General features: G+C 62.5%; 22 protein-coding genes and 1 pseudogene. 10 read left to right on the plus strand and 13 right to left on the minus strand.

Annotated features, from left to right (window positions below; translation table 11 throughout):
• The first annotated feature begins 112 nt into the window (after positions 1-112).
• A complete protein-coding gene (locus AC0IX7_RS00865; RefSeq protein ID WP_056504455.1) occupies positions 113-859 on the plus strand; it encodes an SDR family oxidoreductase in 747 nt (248 codons plus the stop codon).
• Between the two features lie 137 nt (positions 860-996).
• Complete coding sequence (locus AC0IX7_RS00870) at positions 997-1,308, plus strand: cupin domain-containing protein (protein ID WP_333922115.1); 312 nt, start codon at positions 997-999, stop codon at positions 1,306-1,308.
• 638 nt (positions 1,309-1,946) lie between these two features.
• Here the strand turns inward: AC0IX7_RS00870 and AC0IX7_RS00875 are convergent.
• The 4 genes from AC0IX7_RS00875 to AC0IX7_RS00890 form a co-directional block, all read right to left on the minus strand.
• The gene (locus AC0IX7_RS00875; RefSeq protein WP_333922116.1) at positions 1,947-2,390 is read right to left on the minus strand and encodes an SgcJ/EcaC family oxidoreductase; all 444 of its coding nucleotides are present in this window, start codon (positions 2,388-2,390) and stop codon (positions 1,947-1,949) included.
• 136 nt (positions 2,391-2,526) lie between these two features.
• Positions 2,527-2,814: a helix-turn-helix domain-containing protein gene (locus tag AC0IX7_RS00880; protein WP_443027414.1), complete on the minus strand. Its 288-nt coding sequence runs from the start codon at positions 2,812-2,814 to the stop codon at positions 2,527-2,529.
• Positions 2,798-3,319, minus strand: a complete 522-nt coding sequence (locus AC0IX7_RS00885; protein ID WP_333922117.1) for a DUF6597 domain-containing transcriptional factor — start codon at positions 3,317-3,319, stop codon at positions 2,798-2,800. Before AC0IX7_RS00885 ends, AC0IX7_RS00880 begins: the two co-directional genes overlap by 17 nt.
• Positions 3,320-3,517: 198 nt before the next feature.
• Positions 3,518-5,911 (minus strand): TonB-dependent receptor, encoded by a 2,394-nt coding sequence (locus tag AC0IX7_RS00890; RefSeq protein ID WP_471810058.1) that lies wholly within the window; start codon positions 5,909-5,911, stop codon positions 3,518-3,520.
• 210 nt (positions 5,912-6,121) lie between these two features.
• Between AC0IX7_RS00890 and def the strand changes: the two genes are divergently transcribed.
• The 4 genes from def to AC0IX7_RS00910 are packed head-to-tail and all read left to right on the plus strand — an operon-like array spanning position 6,122 to position 8,806.
• Positions 6,122-6,664 carry a peptide deformylase gene (def, locus tag AC0IX7_RS00895; RefSeq protein ID WP_333922119.1) on the plus strand — a complete coding sequence of 181 codons (543 nt, stop codon included), beginning with the start codon at positions 6,122-6,124 and terminating at the stop codon, positions 6,662-6,664.
• Positions 6,664-7,641, plus strand: coding sequence for an APC family permease (locus tag AC0IX7_RS00900; protein WP_471810059.1), 978 nt, complete (start codon positions 6,664-6,666; stop codon positions 7,639-7,641). Before def ends, AC0IX7_RS00900 begins: the two co-directional genes overlap by 1 nt.
• Positions 7,629-7,955, plus strand: coding sequence for a hypothetical protein (locus AC0IX7_RS00905; protein ID WP_471810060.1), 327 nt, complete (start codon positions 7,629-7,631; stop codon positions 7,953-7,955). Before AC0IX7_RS00900 ends, AC0IX7_RS00905 begins: the two co-directional genes overlap by 13 nt.
• Positions 7,913-8,806 (plus strand): TauD/TfdA dioxygenase family protein, encoded by an 894-nt coding sequence (locus tag AC0IX7_RS00910; RefSeq protein ID WP_333922121.1) that lies wholly within the window; start codon positions 7,913-7,915, stop codon positions 8,804-8,806. Before AC0IX7_RS00905 ends, AC0IX7_RS00910 begins: the two co-directional genes overlap by 43 nt.
• A gap of 105 nt (positions 8,807-8,911) precedes the next feature.
• Here the strand turns inward: AC0IX7_RS00910 and AC0IX7_RS00915 are convergent, their stop codons facing one another.
• The 6 genes from AC0IX7_RS00915 to AC0IX7_RS00940 all read right to left on the minus strand — a co-directional run bounded on the left by AC0IX7_RS00915 (position 8,912) and on the right by AC0IX7_RS00940 (position 15,262).
• Complete coding sequence (locus tag AC0IX7_RS00915) at positions 8,912-9,112, minus strand: hypothetical protein (protein ID WP_333922122.1); 201 nt, start codon at positions 9,110-9,112, stop codon at positions 8,912-8,914.
• A complete protein-coding gene (locus AC0IX7_RS00920) occupies positions 9,109-9,768 on the minus strand; it encodes a phosphate/phosphite/phosphonate ABC transporter substrate-binding protein (RefSeq protein WP_471810061.1) in 660 nt (219 codons plus the stop codon). The genes AC0IX7_RS00915 and AC0IX7_RS00920 overlap by 4 nt, the downstream gene beginning before the upstream one ends.
• Complete coding sequence (locus AC0IX7_RS00925) at positions 9,725-10,738, minus strand: fatty acid desaturase (protein WP_471810062.1); 1,014 nt, start codon at positions 10,736-10,738, stop codon at positions 9,725-9,727. Before AC0IX7_RS00925 ends, AC0IX7_RS00920 begins: the two co-directional genes overlap by 44 nt.
• A gap of 72 nt (positions 10,739-10,810) precedes the next feature.
• Positions 10,811-11,347 (minus strand): alpha/beta hydrolase, encoded by a 537-nt coding sequence (locus AC0IX7_RS00930; protein WP_333922125.1) that lies wholly within the window; start codon positions 11,345-11,347, stop codon positions 10,811-10,813.
• Between the two features lie 311 nt (positions 11,348-11,658).
• Positions 11,659-13,083 carry a M20/M25/M40 family metallo-hydrolase gene (locus AC0IX7_RS00935; RefSeq protein ID WP_333922126.1) on the minus strand — a complete coding sequence of 475 codons (1,425 nt, stop codon included), beginning with the start codon at positions 13,081-13,083 and terminating at the stop codon, positions 11,659-11,661.
• A 73-nt stretch (positions 13,084-13,156) separates the two neighbouring features.
• The gene (locus AC0IX7_RS00940) at positions 13,157-15,262 is read right to left on the minus strand and encodes a TonB-dependent receptor (RefSeq protein ID WP_471810063.1); all 2,106 of its coding nucleotides are present in this window, start codon (positions 15,260-15,262) and stop codon (positions 13,157-13,159) included.
• Between the two features lie 439 nt (positions 15,263-15,701).
• Here AC0IX7_RS00940 and dinB point away from each other — a divergent pair, with 439 nt between their 5' ends.
• Together dinB and AC0IX7_RS00950 are read left to right on the plus strand one after the other, a co-directional pair.
• Positions 15,702-16,796, plus strand: a complete 1,095-nt coding sequence (dinB, locus tag AC0IX7_RS00945; protein WP_353435709.1) for a DNA polymerase IV — start codon at positions 15,702-15,704, stop codon at positions 16,794-16,796.
• Positions 16,796-17,392: an alpha-ketoglutarate-dependent dioxygenase AlkB gene (locus tag AC0IX7_RS00950; protein WP_056485412.1), complete on the plus strand. Its 597-nt coding sequence runs from the start codon at positions 16,796-16,798 to the stop codon at positions 17,390-17,392. The genes dinB and AC0IX7_RS00950 overlap by 1 nt, the downstream gene beginning before the upstream one ends.
• 251 nt (positions 17,393-17,643) lie before the next feature.
• Here AC0IX7_RS00950 and AC0IX7_RS00955 read toward each other — a convergent pair whose 3' ends face one another.
• From AC0IX7_RS00955 to AC0IX7_RS00965, 3 genes are read right to left on the minus strand one after another with little or no spacing between them, the layout of a single operon-like run.
• A complete protein-coding gene (locus tag AC0IX7_RS00955; RefSeq protein WP_056025067.1) occupies positions 17,644-18,108 on the minus strand; it encodes a nuclear transport factor 2 family protein in 465 nt (154 codons plus the stop codon).
• Between the two features lie 13 nt (positions 18,109-18,121).
• Positions 18,122-18,532 (minus strand): VOC family protein, encoded by a 411-nt coding sequence (locus tag AC0IX7_RS00960; protein WP_471810064.1) that lies wholly within the window; start codon positions 18,530-18,532, stop codon positions 18,122-18,124.
• The gene (locus AC0IX7_RS00965; protein ID WP_471810065.1) at positions 18,529-19,137 is read right to left on the minus strand and encodes a pyridoxamine 5'-phosphate oxidase family protein; all 609 of its coding nucleotides are present in this window, start codon (positions 19,135-19,137) and stop codon (positions 18,529-18,531) included. The genes AC0IX7_RS00960 and AC0IX7_RS00965 overlap by 4 nt, the downstream gene beginning before the upstream one ends.
• Before the next feature lie 76 nt (positions 19,138-19,213).
• Here AC0IX7_RS00965 and AC0IX7_RS00970 point away from each other — a divergent pair, with 76 nt between their 5' ends.
• Both AC0IX7_RS00970 and AC0IX7_RS00975 read left to right on the plus strand, forming a co-directional pair.
• A complete protein-coding gene (locus AC0IX7_RS00970) occupies positions 19,214-20,107 on the plus strand; it encodes a LysR family transcriptional regulator (protein WP_056025076.1) in 894 nt (297 codons plus the stop codon).
• Between the two features lie 307 nt (positions 20,108-20,414).
• A pseudogene (locus tag AC0IX7_RS00975) lies at positions 20,415-21,501 on the plus strand (NAD(P)H-dependent flavin oxidoreductase).
• Positions 21,502-21,519: the final 18 nt, after the last annotated feature.

Genomic DNA, 21,519 nt, shown 5'->3' on the forward strand with positions numbered 1-21,519 from the left:
CAGATAGCGGGTAATCTAGCCTGCCGCGTGTCCCATATTCCGTCTGCAACGTAAGCACATCGAGGTCGGCGTATCGCCGCCCCGATCAATTGCTGAAATGGAGGGCAGTGAAATGACTGACCGTATCAAAGATAAGGTCGTCGTGATTACCGGCGCCTCGAGCGGCCTCGGCGAGGCGGCGGCACGGCATCTGGCGGCGTGCGGCGCGACGGTCGTGCTCGGCGCGCGCCGTACAGGTCGCCTCGAAACGCTCGTCGCAGAGATCGTGGCGGCGGGCGGACAGGCTCTGGCTGTGCAGACCGACGTTACCGACCGTGCAGCGGTCGCCAACCTCGTCGACACCGCCGTACAGCGCTTTGGCGGGATCGACGTCCTCATCAACAATGCCGGGATTATGCCCCTGTCGGCTTTGGAAAGCCTCAAGGTGGATGAATGGGACCGCATGGTCGACGTCAACATCAAGGGCGTGCTGTACGGAATCGCGGCCGCGCTGCCGCATATGAAGGCGCAGAAATCGGGCCAGGTGATCACGACCTCTTCCGTTGCCGGCCACGTCGTCTTCCCAGCATCGGCGGTCTATTCCGGCACGAAGTTCGCGGTCCGCGCTATCTGCGAAGGCTTCCGTCAGGAAGTGAAGGACTACAACATCCGGACCACTATCCTGTGCCCCGGCGCGGTGAAGACCGAGTTGCTCGAGCAGATCTCGGACGAGGGCGTCCGCTCCGCAAACAGCGATTATGTCGGCAAGGTCGGTATCTCAGCCGACAGCTTTGCCAGGATGGCGGCGTTTGCGATCAGTCAGCCCGATGATGTCGACGTCAACGAGATCATCTTCCGCCCGACCGCGCAGCAATTATGATTTTTGGCTTCACAGCAGAGGGCCACCGCAGCGTTGCGCACTGTTTATCGAGGACGATGATGATCAGAGTTCTGACAATTTCGGCAATTCTCCTGGCGTCCAATGGCGTCGCACACGCACAGCAAGGAAAGAGCAAGATGGATATATCCCGCAAGGCAGACCTGAAGACGGTCCCCGGCCCCGACGCGTATTTCACCGGCAAGGTCACGATCACCGGACAATTCCAGCGGCCCGAGCCGTCGCGCGTCGGCGGTGCCGTGGTCCATTTCGAGCCGGGCGCACGCACCGCCTGGCATACCCACCCGGCCGGGCAGACGCTCATCGTCACCGAAGGTGTCGGCTGGACGCAGGTCGAGGGCGGACCGAAGCTCGAATTCCATGCGGGCGACCAGCTCTGGTGCCCCCTGAACACAAGCACTGGCATGGCGCGACCGCGCATGACGCCATGACTCACATCGCCATCCAGGAATCTGTGAATGGCACACCCGTAACCTGGATGGAAAAGGTGAGCGACGAGCAATATCTCGCGCCGTTGGCGAAGGGCTGAGTGGTACCGCACGTCATCGTCAAGCTATGGCCGGGCAAGTCGGACGATCAGAAGCCGGCTTGCTGACGCGATCACGGAGAGGGTGACCGGCATCCTCCGCTATGGCGATGACGCAGTATCGATCGCGTTTGACGAGGTCGTGCGAACGACTGGAGCGAACCGGTCTACAAGGTCGATATTTTGGGTCGATGGAACGATCTCGCCAAGCGACCGGGATACGGCGATCGCCCTCAGGACATAGGCGCGACGCCTGATCCGGACGAAGCCTTCAATCGGGCGAACAGCGGCGCCATCCTAAACTGAGGCTTGGCACGCGGTCGATGGCGAGCGATCGCGTCTTATAAGTTCGCTCCCGCGTCGGCAGCCCGGAAGCCGACCACAAATATTTCGATGAACAAATGTCTGAAGTTGGGAAGCCGAAAACGAACCGCGAATGACCGGCTATGGGTCTTCGCCGCCAAAGCCGGTGAGAGAGGAGGTCGGGCAGAGCCCCTGAGCTGATTTGTCAGCAGGGCCTCTGCGTTTCCGATCCTGCGTCGGCTATCGCTGCTTTTGACGAATAGGGTCAGACTTTTGCGCTTGCTCATTGATCTGAACGTTAGAACCATGCGCGATGACGAGTTCATCCGCTTGCGGGATCAGAACGAGTGACATGCGATCGCGGCTTGGCGGCATCTGCTCGCCGAAGGGCGTTTTGAATGCGCCAATTGTCCATCGAAGCACGGTGACGACGGCTCCTCCGGGCAGCGCGACGGCGGACTCGACTGCTTCGAGCATCAGAGGGACACCCTTGAACATGATGCCGAAGTACACGCGGTGAGCCTGGTCGACCTGCGCCTTGCCCTGCCAGTGCATGCCCACGATGTTCACCCAGTGCACATCATCAGCGTACAGCTTGGCCATCGCGTCCATGTCGGAGGCGTTCCACGCATCGGCGTATCGTTCCGCCAGCCGCCGCACCTTGTCAGCCGTCGTGTTCAGCATCGCTGCCCCTATCCCACTGCTCATTAACGGTCCTACCGCAAGTAGCCCCAATATCGTTTGCCGCCGGTCCATGTCGCATCCTCCATAGCTGGGACCGGATTAGCGCCGGCGACACGACCGCGATTGAACAAAAGCGTCAGCGCCCTCGGGCCCATTCTGCAAAGAAGCTGGCGGGAGGACCTCCGGCGAGGGCACGGCAATCGCGTACAAAGTGTGCCTGATCCGCATAACCGGCGTCGTGGACCAACTCCGTCCAGGTAGCACACGGCAAGCGGACCTTCGCGTCGAGTACTGCATTCAGGCGTACCGTTCGCGCGAACAATTTGGGGGTGAGGCCGACCTGCCGCTCGAACCGGCGCGTGAACTGTCGGTCACTGAGTTCGGCCCCCGGGCAAGCGCGCGCACGCTCAACCTTCCCCCGCACGTTGCAACGCCGCGGCGGAACACGCCACCGGGTCAACGGGGGATAAGGGATCGAGTTTGCTCCTCAACCAGCGCTCTGCGGCGCTGACCCGCTCATCGAAGTTGCAAGCCAACATGACTGCATCCCGCAGATCCGTCGCGGCCGGGCCGATGACGTCGCTAATCGCGACGCCTTCATTGACCAACGCGGTCATCGGCGTGCCGAACAGAGCATGGAATCCAGCAGGCTGAAATCGGATCGTGAATACGTGGATGCTGCCGGACAGGATGAGGCGTGTGCGCCGGTAGCTTTGGGGGCCGACGATCACGACTTCGGGCGCGAATGATGCTGCGCGATCATCGTGCGAAACGCGATAGCGATCCTGCAGATAAAACTCGATGAATTGATCAGGTCTCGCCGGTAAGGGTGACGTGACGGCATCCACGCCAAGCTGCGCCTGTCGCTCGGCAAAGGAACGCACGATGCCCCTCAGACTCGCATCAGCCTGGCGTTGATCGACGATCATGCTGCATCATCGCGCAACCGAACCGCGCGCGCTAGCTTCATTACTGGCAGCGAGTTCATGATCGACTTCGGCACCGTGCCCACCGTGTGAACAAGTGTCTGAAGTTGGGAGTCGGCAAACTCGCTATGAACGGCCGGTTGTGGGTCATGGAACATCGCGGTTTCTTGGCGAGCTCGGTCCGGGCTCGTCGACATCCCCCTAAAACCGCAACGAACTTTCGACACCGAACTCCTGCGGCCGACCGGGTGTGTAGCGGTCGATGCCAAAGCCGCCGAAATACCCCGTACGGGCCTGCTGCGTCACCTTGTCCAAGACGTTGGTCCCGTAAACGCCGATCCGCCAGCGCCCGTCAGCGTCAGGTGAATAGTCGAGCCGGAATCCAACCAAGGCATAAGCCGGCAAGCGGCAAACATAGTCGGCCCCTGACTGGCACGCCGGCTTCTTGCCGACACCGCGGACGTCGACACTGGGTGTCACAAGCCCATCTCCAACATGCAGATCATAGGCTACGGCCGCGCTGTAGGTGTATTTCGGTGCGGAATTGACCGGCGTATCGAGCGTCAGAGTTACGGCGTTCGGGCGAATGCTGTCATAGCCCTGCGTCAGATACGAGACGTTGCCCCGTACCGTCAGATCCCGCACCGGCCGCAGCACGAATTCGCCTTCGAACCCTGCCTCGTGAGCGGAGGCCGCGCTCTGAACCTGGCGCGTAGAGACGTTGCCGACCAGGACGTTCACGCTCGCCTGGATGTCGGTGTATTTCTGATAGAAGCCGGAAAGGTTGATTACTGCTCGCCTATCGAGAAGGTCGAGCTTCACGCCGGCTTCGTACGACCACAGCTTTTCGGGGTCGTAGGAAGACGGGAAGCGTCCGTCGGCTGAAGGTCCGCCCAATTGCTGGTTGAAGCCGCCGGAATTGTAGCCGTGTGCGGCAGTCAGATAGGTGAAGACCGTGTCGGACCAGCGATAGGAAAGCTGAAGCTTCGGATCGAAGCCGTCCCAGTGATCGGTATCGCGCGCTGTGAATGGGGCACCACCGCAGTTGGCGATCCCTCCGAGAAAGTCACCGTTGAAATAGCCGCACTGCGTCGGCACCCCGTTGTAGAGGAACGTGTTCTCTCGGCCGGCGAAGAAGACGTAGCTCGAGCCCGTCTTGCGATCATAGGTGTAACGCCCGCCGAGAGTCGCCTCGAGTTTCGGCGTGATCTTGTACGACGCCTGCGCGAAGGCTGCGTAGCTGCGATACTTGAGCGAAGCGTCGTAGACGTAGCCAAGCGGATCGATCCAGTCGGGTCCGGTATCCTGGAGGAAGTCGGTCTTCTGCTGGAAATAGAAGGCGCCGGCGAGAAACGTCAGGCGGTCGTCCAGGATGGTACCACCGATCGTAAGCTCCTGCGTGAACTGCGTGCTGCGAGTGTCATCATATTCCGCGTAGATGTCGTTCGGGGCGTTGTTCACTGGCGTGTAGAACTGGGCGTGCGAGCGGCGATACGCGGTAATCGAATGCAGGGCGATGCCGCCGCCCAGATCATATCCGAGACGGCCGTTTAGTGTCGTTGCGTCGGTGTCGTTGAAGGGGCCACGGCCCGCATAACGAGAGATACCGCCTGCATCGCCACCGCGCGCGATGTCTGTCACGGCCGCGCTCGTAGGCGCAAGGAGAGTGGCGCCGCCATAGACGGTGTAGTCCTTCCCCAACACGGGATAGGCCGTGCAATAGGGGACGGCGTGCAGGGCATCGTAGTTTTGAATGTATCCCGCGGTGGAAAGGCAGCCGACGGGTATGGTCGCGCCGCCATCGGTCTTCGACCGGTTATACTCGCCGAGCAGATCGATCGTGAGGGGCCCGCCCTTGTCGACACGCAGCTGAAGGCGGCCCGACTGATTGTTGACGTTCCCGCTGCGGTCGTCGTCCAGAACGTGCTTGATATAGCCGCGTACGCTCTGCGTGCGAAAGCTTGCCCGGGCATAGATGCCATCGGTCAGCGGCACGTTGAGCGCACCCTCGGTATCGATCCGCCTGAAGCTGCCAGCGCGGACCTGCGCAAAGCCTTCAAACCGATCGGTCGGACGCTGCGTCGTGAGCAACACCGCGCCTGCCGTCGTGTTCTTACCAAACAGCGTTCCCTGCGGGCCTTTTAGGACCTGCAGCGACGCGACGTCGTAGAAGTAAAGGTCGTTGCCTTCCTGCCGGCTGACGTACATCTCGTCGACGTAGAAGCCGGCCTTTGTGTCCGAATTGACCTGATTGAACGTCTGTCCGATCCCGCGAATGGTGAAGCTCGTGCCGCCGGACAGCAGGGGTACCAGTTCGAGATTGGACACGGCGCCGCGCAGATCCTGGAAGTTGCGGATGTTCTGCTGGACAAGGTTCCTGTCCGACAGGACCGTCGCGGAAACCGGCGTGGTCAGCAGACTCTCTTCCCGGCGGCGAGCGGTGACCGTGATCTCGCCGACGTCGTCCGTAGGGGCGGCTTCAGCCGCGTTGGGCGACTGCGCGATCGACTGCGCGGTAACTGGCGAAGCTGCCATGCCTGCAATCAATGCAAGCGCCGAGAACGCGCGCGTCGTCGATGACGGATGTGCTGCCATGATACCCCTTTATGTCAGCGTTTGCCGCTGCTTGCCCTGTATGGCGATATCCCTATGCTGACAGTGGGGATTGTGGACAGAGCTTTTGTTTTGCGCTGCATCGCTCGGCTTTCGGTGCCTGGCATGGCATGATTTTCATCCTGCAGATCAGGTTGCAGGCAATCGAGTGGGTGAGGGCTGAGAGATGGTCATCAAGCTGGTGGTGTTGCTGTGATCAGGCCGATCTTGAAGATGGGGGATCCGCTCCTTCTACGCATTGCGCGGCCGGTGGTCGACCTCGCCGACCCGAAGTTGAGAAAGCTTATTGCTGACATGCACGATACGATGGCTGCGGCAAACGGCGTCGGCCTGGCAGCGCCGCAGATCGGCGTTGAGCTGCGCGTCATGGTCTTCGGCTTCGACGACAACCCGCGCTATCCAAACGAACCACCGGTGCCGAAGACCACGTTGATCAACCCGCAGGTCGACATCCTGACCGATGAGACCGAAGAGGGGTGGGAGGGATGCCTTTCGATCCCGGGCCTGCGAGGATCGGTGCCCCGCTCGACGCACATTCGTTACCGTGGCATCGGCGAGGGCGGTCGCGACGTCGTCCGCGAGGCCCGGGGTTTTCACGCCCGGGTCGTCCAGCACGAGTTCGATCACCTGAACGGCGTGCTGTATCCGCAGCGGATTGCCGACATGACGCAATTCGGGTTCACCGACGCTTTGTTCCCCGACAGCGACCTGGCCGCGCTCGAGACGGATCGGTGATGAGACTGGGTTCGAAAGACGCGAATGAGGTCGTCAGTCCAGACCGGGTAAGTCTCGTTCGCTCGCTCGGGCGGTGGGGGCTGACGGCGCTTACAATTAATTGCGTCGTCGGCGCGGGGATCCTCGGACTGCCAGGCAAGGTCTATGCGCTTGCAGGCGCCTCGACCGGCTGGGTCGTAGCCGGTGCAGCCATCCTCGCGTTAGCGGCCGCGCTATGCCTTGCGGAGCTTGGCAGCCGCATGGACGGAAGCGGGGGCCCTGTCGAATATTGCACGGCGGCCTTCGGTCCGGTCGCGGGGTTCGCGGCAGGCTGGCTCTTGTGGGCGGCGACCGTTTTGGCTGCAGCGTCTCTGCTCAACCTCTTCGCTACCATGATGGCACCTGACGCACACACCATGATAGTGGTCGGTACGGGACTGGGACTGACCGTCCTGACCTGTGCAGGCATGGAGCGCTCGGCAATCGCGAGCGGTGCGTTGACCGTCCTCAAGCTCGGTTTGCTGGCGGGGGTGGCCATCGCTGGCCTTACCGCATCAGCGGCTCCCGCTACCTTACCCTCTAAAGCTGCACAGCCCGTAACGGCGCTGATCCTGATGTTCTTCGCATTCGTCGGGTTCGAACGACCAACCGCGGTCGCAGGTGAGGTGGTAGACGCGCGCCGCGCAGTTCCGTTCGCCCTGCTTGCCGGTATGGCGGTGGTCACTGCGCTGTATGCAGGCGTGATCGCCGCATGCTGGCGCGGCGTGCCGAGCCTCGCGCTGAGCGAGCGTCCCGTCGGAGATCTGCTCGCCCGCTTGTTCGGGAACGAGGTTGCGCGTGGCGCCGAGCTCGCCGCAGCGGTGATCGTGCTCGGTACGCTCGTCAGCCAATGGATCACGGCTCCGCGACTTATGCTTGCGCTGTCAGAAAGCCGCCAATTGCCGGCGATATTCGGCCGCATCGCGTCAGGCAGGGGACGCCGGACGTGGCCATCGTAACGACCGGCATCGTCGCCGTTTTTCTGGCGCTCGGAGGCGATTTCGTCACGGGCATCGCAGCGTCAAGCGCATCGCGGTTGCTGATCTTCATGGGGTGCGCCGCGGCGCTGCTCCGTCTTCGTCGCCAGCGCGGCATTCCGGAAGCCCGCTTTCACTTGCCGCTTGGAGCGGCAGTCGCCACCTGCGTGATCCTGGTGTGTGGGGTGCTGCTCGTTGTGGCATCGGCCGAGCTTGCGCGGCTGGGTGTTCTGATCGTAGTTGGAGGATTGCTTTGGCTGATATCGAACGGGAGCCGCTGGTTTCAGCGGGTGTAGTCGACACCGCGGGTCTATCAGTCGCGCCATCCGGCCCGGTACTAGGCGCGGAAATCTCCGGCCTGCGTATCGATGGATCAATCGATGCGCCAGTGACCGCAGCTCTTCGCGATCTGCTGCTGCGCCACAAGGTCCTGTTCTTTCGGGATCTCGATCTCACCCACGAGCAGCATCTGACGCTGGCCAGGGTGTGGGGTGACCTCGAAGGGCATCCGGTCATCAAGCATGTACCGGGATATCCCGAAATCCTCGACATTCGCGGTTCGGAGGGACGCGTCGAGGACAACGCCGGCAACCAGCGCTTCCAGACGCTCGACAAGTGGCATGCGGACGTAACCTTCCGCGCCGCACCCTCGATGGGGGCGGTGTTGCGGGCACGCGAAATCCCTAAGATCGGTGGGGACACGTTATGGGCCGATGCCGCCGCGGTTTATGCGGGGCTTCCCGACGAGGTGAAAGCGCGGATCGCAGGGCGGACCGCGACGCATGACCTGCTCTTCGATTTCGGCGACCGGATCGAGCCCGAGCGCCGGGCCGCGTTCGCCGAAGAGTTTCCGCCACAGCACCATCCGATCGTCCGGGTGCACCCCGAAACGGGGGAGCAGGTCCTGTTCGTCAACGCGAGCTTCACCAGTCGGATCGACGGGATAGATGAGGCCGAGAGCGCAGAATTGCTCGGGTATCTGCTCGATCGGTTCAAGGTGCCCGAATATCAGGTTCGCTTCAGATGGTCGCCGAACGCGGTCGTCATCTGGGACAATCGAGCGACGCAGCATTATCCCGTCGCAGACTATTGGCCTGCGCGCCGCAAGATGGAACGTGTAACGATACGCGGTGACATTCCGGTCTAAACGCTTCTTCGCTTCCAGCATCGATGTGTTGCAAAGCAGGGCGGGCGCCGCACAGGCTCACAATGACGCAACCGAGATTAGCCGTCTGATGATGGGGCGGGGTGGTCATCGCAGGTTCGGGTAGCCGAAGCGGATCGCCGTTTGTTGCAGCGCGTGGATCGGGGCCAGCGCGTCGAGGTTCGCGGTGATGATCCCCGCCAGCCCGAGGCTGGCACGAGCCTCCGCAAGGCGTGGGTCCGTCATGACCTGTTGCAAGGCAAGTCGCAGCGCTGCGATCGTCTCGACGCCCGTCGCAGCGGACGTCACGAACGGCAGCGTCGGAGAGGCCGGGCTACGGGCGACGATCTTGAGGGGGCGGTCAAATCTGGTTCGTGACGCACCAGCGTCGCATAGGTGACGGTGTCGATCGCCGCGATATCCGCGTTCCCTGCGACGATCGCCGCAACGCTGCCGCGATGCGATCCGGTCTGCACAACGCGAGCGAAGAAGGCACTAGTCTCGGCTATCGGCGCTAACGTCGCGCGGAACAGGTTCATTCCTGTGTTCGACTGCGGATCGTTGATTGCGGCGCGGGTGTCGCGGTAGTCGACCAGCGACCTCCGTCCATCGTTCGCGCGCGCCACCAGTACGCTGGCATGTGTCGCGTCGCTACTCGTGAACCCCGGCATATCGTAGATCGGTAAGGCGATCACTTGCAGGGCAAGGCTATCGTCGGCGATCAGCGGATAGCCGCACGCCTGCCCGAACAGCAGGTTCGGGTCCCGCCAGAGATCATGGACGTGGCGCGCCCGGTCGAGGACGTCGGGCACGCCGTCGACCCCCGTTTGCGCAGGATGCGGACGATCGCGGACCAGATCCGGTCGTTGGCGGACTGCTGCGCCGGATGATCGTACATTCCAAGCGATGCGACCATGCGGCTCATACGGTATGTTGCCGGGCACCAGGATGGAGCATGTCGTCATGCGATCGAAACGCGAAACGCCGGACGATCTCACCATAGCCGCGATAGACCGGCGCGCCCTGCGCCACGAACCGGTCACGGTGGCTGCTGTGATAGGACGGGAGGCGATACCAGGGGAGCCCCGGCCGTTCGTGATGCGCGGCATGGAGATTGTTGTTGAGGTACAGAAGCGCGAACAGGCCGCCGCGCTCGACGATGGCGGCGCGTCCGGGACTCGTGAGGTCGGCACGATGCTCCGCATAGGAGCGCAGCATCGTCAGCGCGGTGCCCGGATAGACGAATGCCAGCACATACTTGGCGAGGCTCAGTCCGACATGATCCAGCCACCACAAGATCGCAGCTACGCCGATCAGATGCGGCACCCAGTCCCGCGCGACAGCAACAGGGTTGCGAACGGCGCGGCGCGCCTCGCTGAATAGGAATCGTCCGATCGACAATGCCGGGCCGAAGATCATCTGGCCAACCACGGTCGATTGTAGCGAGGCGATGAGGGCGTCGTGTCGGGAGAGATGGTAGCGCGATTCAGGATCATGTCGGGGATCGGTGATCACCTCGGCACCGTGATGCGCAATATGGCTTCGACGATACAGCCGATACGGCAGCCAGAGTGACAAGGGGGCAAATCCAATTGCACTGTCGATCCGGCCGATCCCGGTCGGATGGCCGTGGATCGTCTCGTGCTGCAGCGATCCCTGCCAGGCGATAAACCATCCGCCGAGGACGATAAGTACGGGCAGCGGAACCTGCGCGTGAAACGCGGTAAGCGCGATCCAGCTGGCGTAGATCAGCACCGCGACCGTGAGCGTGGGCCACTCGATGACGGACATCCTTGCGAAGAGATTACGCATATCCAACTCCTTGGCTGATGCTAACATCCCCCAGAGTGATAGGAATTTAAAGCAAGCAAAGGTGCGCGGCTGGGATAGGTTTGCTTCGTCACGAGGATACGCGGGCTCGCCGACCCCAAACACGAAGTATGATCTTCGACAGAGCGCTCACATTGCCTGACGTTCGGCAGGTCTTACTGGGCAGCCGGCGTCCAGCTAGGCGTCCCCGATCGCCTGGATGATGCGATACGCAGCAACGACGTCGCGCTCGACGACAGCCGAGGTAAAGCGTTCGATGATGGCGCGGAGGCGGTTGGTCGGCGCCGTCGCAGCGTTCAGGAGTGGGCCATCAATGAGGCGACTGCCCCATTCTACGCCCAGGCGCTGCGCTTCGTCATCGGCGCCGACGACGATCGATGGGAAGGGCAAGCCGATTTTTGGCGCCGCGAAGTTACGTTGGTCCAAGCTCGTGCCTTCGGGGGCGACCAACAAGGCGCCGGCAACGTTCGCGGTATAGGCTTTCGGTGAGAGTCGCGCCCACCATGCGGCGGCCGCGCAGGCGCTGCCCTGCGCCAGGAGCATGACGGCACGATCAGACGCCGATACGGCGGCATCGATCCGCGCCGCCAGCGCCGTTCGCTCAGAAGCGGTACGGCTGCGAACAGCGATATGCTGCGGATCGCCAAACCGGGGAAACTCCTGAAAACGCCCGAATATAGGGTCGGCCTTTTCGGGAACGAGCGCGATGAGCATCAGCCGATGGCTATCTAGGACAGCAACAGACACAATCCGGTCTCCCTCTCCGTGAATGCGTAAGCTGCCTTCTTCCGGTCGACGACGCAACGCAGCTCCTCAGTTACGCGCCAGACCGTTCTATCTCGGGCTTCGGTGGAAATCAGAGCAATCCGATTTCACACGAAATACCGTCCCAGTCGCCAAGTCACTTAAGCGGCGCATCTTCCTTCTCATCAAATAAGGGAGCAAAAAAGCTTCCGTCTCGTTCAAGACCAAACATTGAACGCGAACGTGTCGCGCTGCCCCGTTCACGTTGAATCTTCTGTCTCTCAGTGCGATGCGAAGTAGGTCGCAAGATCATAAATGTAGTCGCGGCCACGATACAGGGCATCAGACGAGATGCGCTCGTTCAGTCCATGCGTGCCGGCCGTCGCAGGATCGTTCCACAGCCCGGGAATGCCATAGGTCGGGATGTTCAGCTTGCTCAGGTATGTTGCATCCGTTGCCCCGGCCGACTGGGTCGGGATGACCGGGATGCCCGGAAAATGCTTGGCGCCGATCGCCGCGATTGGCTTCAGGATCGCGGGATCCAGTGGCGGTGTCACTGCGACCGGGCGTTCCTGGATCTTGCTACGGAGCACCTTGACCTGAGGGTCGGCGATGACTTGCTCGATGGCGGCCTTGGTCTGGTCCGCGGTTTCGCCCGGCGCGATCCGGCAGTTGATCGAGGCAGTGACGCGCTGGGGCAGGGCGTTGGCGGCATGCCCGCCTTCGATCAGGGTCGCCACGCAGGTCGTGCGAAGCAGAGGATTGAGGCTCACGTCCGACAATAGCTGCGCCGCAGCCTTAGCGTCGTCAGGTTGCTTCGCAAGCTGGACCATCGCAGCCCCGATGGCATCCTTCCGCAGGGCACCGGCCTGCGCCAGATACGCCGTCGAGACCGGGTTGAGGTTCACCGGGAATTGCAGTGTGCTGATCTTGGTCAGAGCCGCAGCCAGACGATAGATCGCGTTGTCGGGTTGCGGCTGCGAACTGTGTCCGCCGCGGTTGGTGACCTCGAGGATGAAGTTGCGCGGTGATTTCTGCGACACTTGGACGCCGAGCGTCTCCGGGCCTCCGCCAGGTGCCGTTCGGCCACCGCCGCCTTCGTTGAACGCGAAGCCGGCCCTGACGAGTTCCGGCCGGTTGTCGACCAGCCAGCCGGCACCGTTGAGCACGCGTTCGTTCGTCCCTTCCTCGCCGCAGGTCAGCGCGAGCTTCACGGTACGGCGTGGCTTGAACCCCGACTGCTTCCAGCGGATCAGCGTGTCCGAGAAGATCGCAGCCTGTGCCTTGTCGTCGCTGCTACCGCGCGCGTAGAAATAGCCGTCCTCCTCGATCAGCGTGAACGGGTCGCGGACCCAATCCTCGCGCTTAGCTTCGACGACGTCGATATGCGCGAGTAGCAGCAGCGCCGGCTCCTTGGCGTTCGATCCTGCGTAGGTCGCCACGAGGCCCCCGTCGCGCGGGCGGCCGTCCGGCACGTATAGTGTGAGATCGCGGTCGGTGAAGCCGGCCGTGCGCAGCCGGGCCGCAACCTGTTGCGCGGCCTTGGTGCAGTCGCCGACCGACGAGGTCGTGTTCGTCTCGACCAGTTCCTTGTAAAGGCTGCGGAAGGCGGTTCGATCGGGACGTTCCGTTGCTCCCTGAGCGGTCGCAGCGAGCGGCAGGATCAGGGCGACGGTCGCCATCAGGGCAGGCGTAATGTGCTTCATGCTATGTCTTCCTGGTCGATGAGATTGGGTAAAGGGCCGGGAACGGTGACGCCGTCGACCCGGCAGGTGGTCTTCAGAAGCTCTTGCGGACGTTGATGCCGATCGTCCGGGGTCGGGAACTGACGTAATAGTCCGGTACGCCGGTCGCGGAGGCAACCCGGTTCAGGCCGTATTTGTTGAAGACGTTGTTCGCGAACAACGAAACAGCAAGCCCGTTCTGCGCATCGACGCCAATGCGCGCGTTGAAGATGCTGAAGTTGCCGATCTCGCGATAGAACGCATTGGTCTCTCGCAATTCGGTGTTCATCCGCCCGGTATAGGTCCAGTCGAACCGCACCAGACCTGTCAGCGTATCCGTCAGGGGCGGGGAATACTCGACACCAGCTGACGCCGTCGTCTTCGGTATGTACGCCAACGTATCGCCGGTGCGGCCGGGAGCATTGATGAACCCGGTGGAATCGACCTGGTCCGAAGTCAGCTTGGCGTCGTTGTAGTTGACGCTGCCATTGATGCTGAGGTGGCGGACGGGGCGAACGCTTGCTTCGACCTCGACACCCTCGACCCGAACGCCGGCGAGATTGTAGATGAAGTTGAAATTGCCACCGCCCTGCTGGAGCGTCGATACCGAGGTCTGTACCTCGTCCCAGTCGGTCCGATAGATCGCGACGTTGAGCGTCGCCTTCCGATCGAACCACGACGTCTTCGCGCCGACCTCATAATTCCACAGCGAGTCCGGACGATAGACGAGATACTGAGCCGGCAGATTGGGAATGTTGTTGGCGCCGCCGGGACGAAACCCCTGCGCGGCGTTGGCGTAGACCAGGGCGTCACGCGTGACGCGAAGTTCGGCGTTGAACTTCTTCACCCAGCCCTTGGCGTTGGCCTTGGTTTCCTCATAGGGGCGCGGTTCCTGGCCGTTGGTGAAGTTGTAGCCGAGATATTCGCCGCCGACGGTCTTGGTATAATCGAAGTGGCGCAGGCCGACCGTCAGGGTCAGCGGCGACAGCAACCGGTAGCCGACCTCGCCGAAGAACGCGGTCTGCTTGACGCTGGTCAGGATGTTGCGACCGCCCAGATTGTCGACCGGATCGCGCTGTCCGCCGCTGACCGGGTCGCCGGCAAAGGGCAGGGTGTCTACGCGGTCGAAGCGATCCTCGTGGAACACGCCGACGGTATAGCTGAGTGGGCCATTCCCGTTCGAGCCGAGCCGTGCTTCCTGGATGAAGTTCCGGACATAGCGCGGCTGATAGGCACCAAACGGTGCCTTCGACCGGGCATAGGCCTGATACGCCGTACGTTGTGCAGGGGTACAGGTCGTCGTCGGAATGCCCAGGGCGACGCGGGTATAGAGCGGGCACCACCGTGCGCCCGAAACCACGCTGGCGAACGCGGCATTGTTGTCGTTGGTGCTCTCCACGTTCCAGCGATACCAGGACGCACTGGTCGTCAGGGTCGCGAAGCCGAGATTGAACCGCCCGACGCCGTTGTAGAGTTGCAGCTTGTCATGCCACGGCTGGAATATCTGGAAGTCCGCGCGGAACGGCCCGAGGACCGAGTTATACTGCGCGGTGCCGTCGATATTCTGGGTCTGCAGCAGCGCGGTCGCAGTAATGGAAACATTGTCGCTCGGCGTGAAGCCCAGGATGACGCGACCGCCTTCGAGCGTCGCGCGGTTGGTGTTTTTCCGGTCGAGCAGCGTGTAGTCGACATAACCGCCCTGCCGCTCGCGGTAGCCGACGACGCGCAGCGCGAGCCTGTCCGCGATGATCGGGACGTTAATCGCACCCTTTGCGAAATAGCCGATACCGCCGTTCTGCGTGGTGGTCGCCTGGAGTTCCGCCGTACCGTCGTATTTGCTCGCATCAGGCTGGTTGAACAGCACGCGCAGGGTGCCGCCCATCGATCCGGATCCATAGAGCGTACCTTGCGGACCGCGCAGGACTTCGACGCGTTCGACATCGAAGAGATTGAGGTTCGGCGTGTTTCCGGCGGGGTCCGAATTCGTCCCGGAAGGACCGGTCAGCGGCGTTTCGCCGTAATACAGCCCGACAGTGCTTTCGCCGGCCGCCTGAACGCCGCGGATCGAAACGCGCGTGCGTCCTGAATCGCTCTCCGTCAGCTGCAGTCCCGGGACTTGCCGAATGATATCGGCAATGGTCGTCGCGCCGAGCTTGGCCAACTGGCCTTCCCCAGCGCCGAGATGGCGATTGGCGTTGTCTGTACCGTCGATTGGCGACGGAGCGCCGTGACGACGATGTCGCCGGAAGCATCCGCACTTTCGGCAGGCGCGGGGGCTGATGGCACGTCCACGGGCACGGTTTGTGCCAGCAAGGGGCAGGGCAGAGCTACGGTCGTTAGAATTAAAAAGCCGGATCGCACGGATACTAGCATTCTGCCCCCATTTGTCGTTTCAGCGTGTCCTCTTCAGGCTCACGCTCCGGGAGAATGGACTCATATCCCATTGGCTCAATGGGATATGGAATTGGAGCTGGCGAAGATAATCCATGTTGCACAAACCTGTCCGATCGAGGCCTCGTTCGAGCTGACGACGCGGCGTGGGATACACTCACTAGAAACAGTGTTCCCCATTCGTTCGTTTTGCGATATTCAGCTCGACCATGGTCGTCGAGCCCAGCCGCAAGATCATTCACGTCGATATGGACGCCTTCTTTGCCTCCGTGGAGCAGCGGGACAATCCGGCGCTCCGAGGCCAGCCGGTTGCGGTCGGTCACGCGGGGGCTCGTGGCGTCGTCGCGGCTGCCAGCTACGAGGCGCGCGAATACGGGGTGAAGTCCGCCTTGCCTTCGGTGACGGCACAACGTCGCTGTCCGAACCTGATATTCGTGCCGCCACGCTTCGAGGTTTACCAGCAGGTGTCCCGACAAATTCACGCGGTATTCTCGCGCTACACGACCTTGATCCAGCCGTTATCGCTGGACGAGGCTTATCTCGATGTCACCGACAACAAGGTGGGCCTGCCGACGGCGTGGCTCACCGCGAAAGCCATCCGTGCGGACATATTCCGGGAGACCGGACTGACGGCATCCGCGGGGATTTCGTACAACAAGTTCCTTGCCAAGATCGCGTCCGATCACCGAAAGCCGAACGGTCAGTTTGCGGTCACTCCGGACATGGGGCCGGCCTGGGTCGAAACGTTGCCGGTCGCCCGGTTTCACGGCGTCGGTCCTGTCACCGCGGCTAAGATGAAGCGGCTGGGTATCGAGACGGGAGCCGATCTTCGCGCACAGTCGCTAGACTTCCTGCGGCGGCATTTCGGCAGTTCTGCCGAATGGTATTACGGCATCGCTCGTGCGCGGGACACGCGTTCCGTCAATCCGAACCGGGTCCGCAAGTCGTCCGGTTCGGAAACGACGTTCGACCGCGATCTGACGGACGAGAGCGAGATCGAAACCGGGGTGCTGCGGATGGCGGACGATGTCTGGAACTGGTGCGAACGGCGCCGAGCGTTCGGTCGGACGGTCACCGTGAAAATCAAATATGCCGATTTTCAGCAGATCACGCGAAGCCGCAGCCAACCGACGGTCGTGACCGTCCACGACCAGTTGCGTCAGGCGGCGATCGATCTCGTGCGTTCGGTCTTTCCCTTGGCCAAGGGCATCAGGCTGGTCGGCGTAACGGTGTCGAACTTTGCGGGGGCGACGGCGGCAGAGTTGGAGCAATTGCCGATCTTCGCAGCGCCCGCAGCGGCATAATGCTCGATCTTTTCGATATGCCGGTACTACCTGGGCTTCGTGCATGTCCCGACTTCCTCGATCGGGACGAGGAACAGGCACTGATCGTGCGGATCGACGCGACCGATCCGACCCCGTTCAAGTTCCAGGGCTGGACCGGCAAGCGCCTCACCACGTCATTCGGCTGGAGTTACGATTTCGAGGTGGGACGTCCGGTGGCTGCCGAACCGCTTCCCGATTGGCTGCTTCCGATCAGGGACCGCGCGGCACGTTTTGCCCAGCTGGACCCGACCCTTCTCGTTCAGGCACTGCTGATCCGGTATGATCCTGGCGCAGGCATCGGCTGGCACCGTGATCGACCGGTATATGAGGATGTCATCGGCATATCGCTCGGCGAGTCTGCGACGATGCGCTTCAGACGCCGGTGTAAAGGTGGCTTCGAGCGGGCTACTGCCCCGCTCGATCCCCGCGCCGCTTACCAATTAAGCGGAGCTGCTCGCCACGAATGGGAACACAGTATTGTCGAGATGGACCGACCTCGGTGGTCGATTACATTCCGCAGTCTGTCTATGATCGGGCGAAAGAATTTGGCTGGAGAACCCATATCCCGCTCTTAGAGCGTAACATGCCGTTCCGCAGAGATCTGATTAACGAATGTCCGAAACCGGACGGCGGAGAGTTACCCGCGAATGTCCACAACTGGGTCCTCCCAGCAACTGAGCGGTCGATGACAGCATTATTCAGCGTCAGCGGCTTCCTGACAGGCGCCGCCTTCCAGTTTTCTGTCGGCCTCTCAGTGTCGGGAACCCACCCACACTCTGGCCGACGGCGCATCAACCAAGACCGGTAGGAAAACAACGGCTTGAAGCTACAGCCCAAGTTCCTCCAGCCCCGGATGATCCTCGGGCCGTGGCCCGAGCGGCCAGTGGAACAGTCGCCCCTTTTCGGAAATCGGAACGTCGTTAATGCTCGCCATCCGGCGCGCCATCAGGCCATCGAGCGTGAATTTCCAATTCTCATTGCCGTAGGAGCGATGCCACGCGCCGGCATCGTCATGCCACTCATAGGCGAAGCGCACGGCAATTCGATCGCCGTCATGCGCCCACAGGCCCTTGATAAGCCGATACTCGTGCTCGCGACGCCACTTTGCGGTTAGGAAGGTGACGATAGAATCCCGCCCCCGAAGGAAATCAGACCGGTTTCGCCACTGGCTGTCCTCGGTATAGGCGAGCGCGACCCGCGCTGGATCGCGGCTGTTCCAGCCGTCCTCGGCGGCGCGGACCTTTAGCGACGCAGTCTCATGGGTGAAGGGAGGGAGGGGCAGTCGTGGCATCGAACGGATCCTTTCAGTCAAAGGGCGTGGCAAACTCCAGACGGATCCCGCCCGGAATGAGGATCAGGAAGTGGCGCGCCGTTGATCCGGGACGGATGGCGCCCGGCGCTGCGTCGACCACGACTTCTGGATGCGCCGTCACGGCGGCCCACGCCGCTGCCAGTGCAGCATCGTCGGCGACCGAGAGCGAGAGATGATGGAGACCGATATTGGCGCGCCGGTCAAAGGCGCGGGCCGTCACGGGGTCGGCCGCGCGCCACAAGGTCAGCAGGATTGTGCCGTCCGATACGAAGATAGCAGGATAGTCGGGCACGCCGCCTACTTCATCGAATCCGAGCGTGTCGCAGAAGAAGGCGCGTGCCTGATCGAGGTTGGGCAAGGTTAGCCCGACATGGTGGACGCCGCGTGTGAGTTTGCTGGTCATGATGCTGCCCGTTCAAGTTGAGCGATGTGGGCTCGAAGCACCGCAATCTCGTCAATGAGCGGCTGGGAAGTGCGGCGCACTTCCGCCTCGGTGAAACGCGGCGTGATATGCTGCGGGCAGTTCCAGTCGAACCCGACGACATCGATCAGAAAACCACGCTCCGGCTCGGCCGCGTAGCCGGACGGCATGAGCGCTGCGATGACGGCGGGGTCTTTGCTCACGTGGGCATGGCCGATGATCTTGAGGCGCCGGCGGTTCGGATAGTCCATTAAGAACAGCGCAACCCGGTCGTCGACCGCAATATGCGCGACGGAGAGATATTGTCGGTTGCCGCGAAAGTCGGCGAACCCGAAACAATTGCCCCCGAGGTGTCGGACGAAGCCGGTTGCCCCGCCGCGATGCTGGACATAGGGCCAGCCATCTTCGGACGTGCTCGCCAGGTAAAAGCTGTCGCGGGCGGCGATGAACGCAAGTTCTTTGGCCGTAATCCGGTCGACCGTCTCCGCGCCGGCTTCCATGCGTGCGTAGGACGCTCGCGATCCCGCTGCTTCTTGCAGCGCGCGAGCGCGTGGTCCGAAAAGGGTGTGGAGATATGCCTGCGCCATGGCCACGAGGATGGCGAGTTGCCCGCGATGTGATAATTCGCAATTACTGATACGGACTATTGCGATACGGGGAATAATGGACCGCTTCGAGAGCCTTTCCGTCTTTGTCGCGGTGGCAGAGCAGCGCGGCTTCGCGGCTGCGGCGCGCGTCCTCAATCTGTCGCCTCCTGCCGTGACCCGTGCGGTCGCGGCGCTGGAGCGGCATCTGGGCGTGACGCTGTTCCACCGCTCGACGCGAGCGGTGTCCCTGACGGACGACGGGGCAAGCCTGCTCGATCGGGCACGGCGCATACTCGCGGACATTCGCGAGGCGGAGCAGATCGCCATGGGCGGTCGCTCGGTTCCCCGGGGGCAGCTCTACGTAACTGCGCCGGTCATATTCGGGCGGCTGCATGTGTTGCCGGTCATCAGCGCGCTCTTGGCCAGCCACACCGGCCTCAACGCGCGCATGATGCTGCTCGATCGTAATGTCCGCATCGTCGAGGAGGGTGTCGATGTGGCGGTGCGGATCGGGACGCTGGCGGACAGCACGCTGCGCACCGTGACGATCGGTTCGGTCCGTCAGACCATCGTGGCAAGCCCGGGCTATCTTGCCGAACATGGCTTGCCCATCGATCATGGCGACCTGGCCCAGCATCGGTGTATCATGGGTAGCGGTGTGCGCGCCGGCACCCGATGGTCGTTTGGCGCGCGCGGCGAGAGGCTGTTGGAAATCGTCCCCCGCCTGACCGTCAACGGCATCGATGCGATCCTCGCTGCTGCGGAAGCAGGCGTCGGCCTTGCCAATGTACTGAGTTACCAGTCGGCCGCGCATATCGCGAGCGGGCGACTCATTGAGGTTTTGGCCGATCATGCTCCGTCCGCCATGCCGGTAAGCCTGCTCTATGATCCCGGTCGAGCCGCTATGCCCGCGGTCAGGGTGTTCATCGACGCGATGCGGGAACAGGGGCGGCGGGGCGTGTGGTCCTGACCGGGACCGCCGGACAAGCTATTTCGCGGCGAAGGCTCGGCAGATTTCCATTTCAGCATTCCTCCCGGTGAAGGCTCAAACGCAGGCCGGCGGCGTTCCGGCGGCGTTCGCCCATTGATCGCGGCGTCGCCGGCGCCTGAACGAACTGCAAATGTGTGGATGGGCGAGAGCGGTTCGGCAATGTCGCTTTCTGGGTCGGAGCGGTTGAAGGGCAGACGATCCGCACCTAGCCCACCTGGCGCCATTCACTTAATGCGCTGGCGTAGTCATAAGCGGACAATTGTTCATAACCGGATCCGGCATAGGTATGTCTCTCATCGATCGGTTTGAACTCTCGGTGCCCTTGATCCAGGCGCCGATGGCAGGCGTCGCCACACCTTCGCTGGCGGCAGCGGTATCCGAGGCGGGAGCCTTGGGATCGATCGGAGTAGGCGCGACCGACGCCGCCGGCGCACGGGCGATGATCGAGGAGGTGCGCAGCAGCACGACCCGCGCGTTCAACGTCAACGTCTTCGTCCACGCTGGCCCAAAGGCCGATCTGTCGCGGGAAGCGCAATGGCTGGATTGGCTTGCCCCGCTGTTCGCCGAGTACGGCGCACAACCCCGACGGCACTCATGACCATCTACAAGAGCTTCGCAGATGATCCCGACATGGTGGCGGTACTGCTCGACCTCGCGCCGCCAGTGGTTAGCTTCCACTTCGGGTTGCCGTCCGCCGACGTGCTCTCGGCGTTGCGAGCGCGTGGTATCTATCTCATGGCGACCGCAACCAGCCTCAACGAAGCACACGCGATCGAGGCCGCCGGGATCGATGCGGTGGTCGCGCAAGGGATCGAGGCTGGCGGGCATCGGGGTGTCTTCGACCCCATCGCGCCTGACGACGCGCTCGGCGTATTCGCGCTGACCCGGCTCCTGGTGCGCAAGAACAACCTACCAATCATCGCTGCTGGCGGGATAATGGACGGCGCCGGCATCGCCGCGGCGCTCGACCTGGGCGCATCGGCAGCGCAACTGGGAACTGCCTTTGTCGCGTGCCCGGAGTCGGCCGCAGACGATGCATACCGGGCGGCCCTCACCGGTGAGGGCGCTTACCACACCGTCCTCACTTCGCTAATTTCTGGTCGACCCGCGCGTGCGCTGGCCAACCGGTTCACGGCTCTGAGTCAGTCGGTTGATGAACGCCGACCGCCTGATTATCCTATCGCCTATGATGCGGGAAAGGCCTTGCACGCGGCTGCCAAGGCGCAAGGCGAGCACGGTTTCGAGCGCAATGGGCGGGGCAAGGTGCGCCGCTTTCTCGTGCCATGCCGGCAGCAGCCTTGGTCAGGGTGCTGCGAGAGGAATTTGAATTGCGACGGATTAGAGGCTCGGTTGAGCGTTGCGACGTTCCTTGATCGGACTGGCCGTTTCCC

The organism is Sphingomonas sp. AC411, assembly GCF_979253035.1.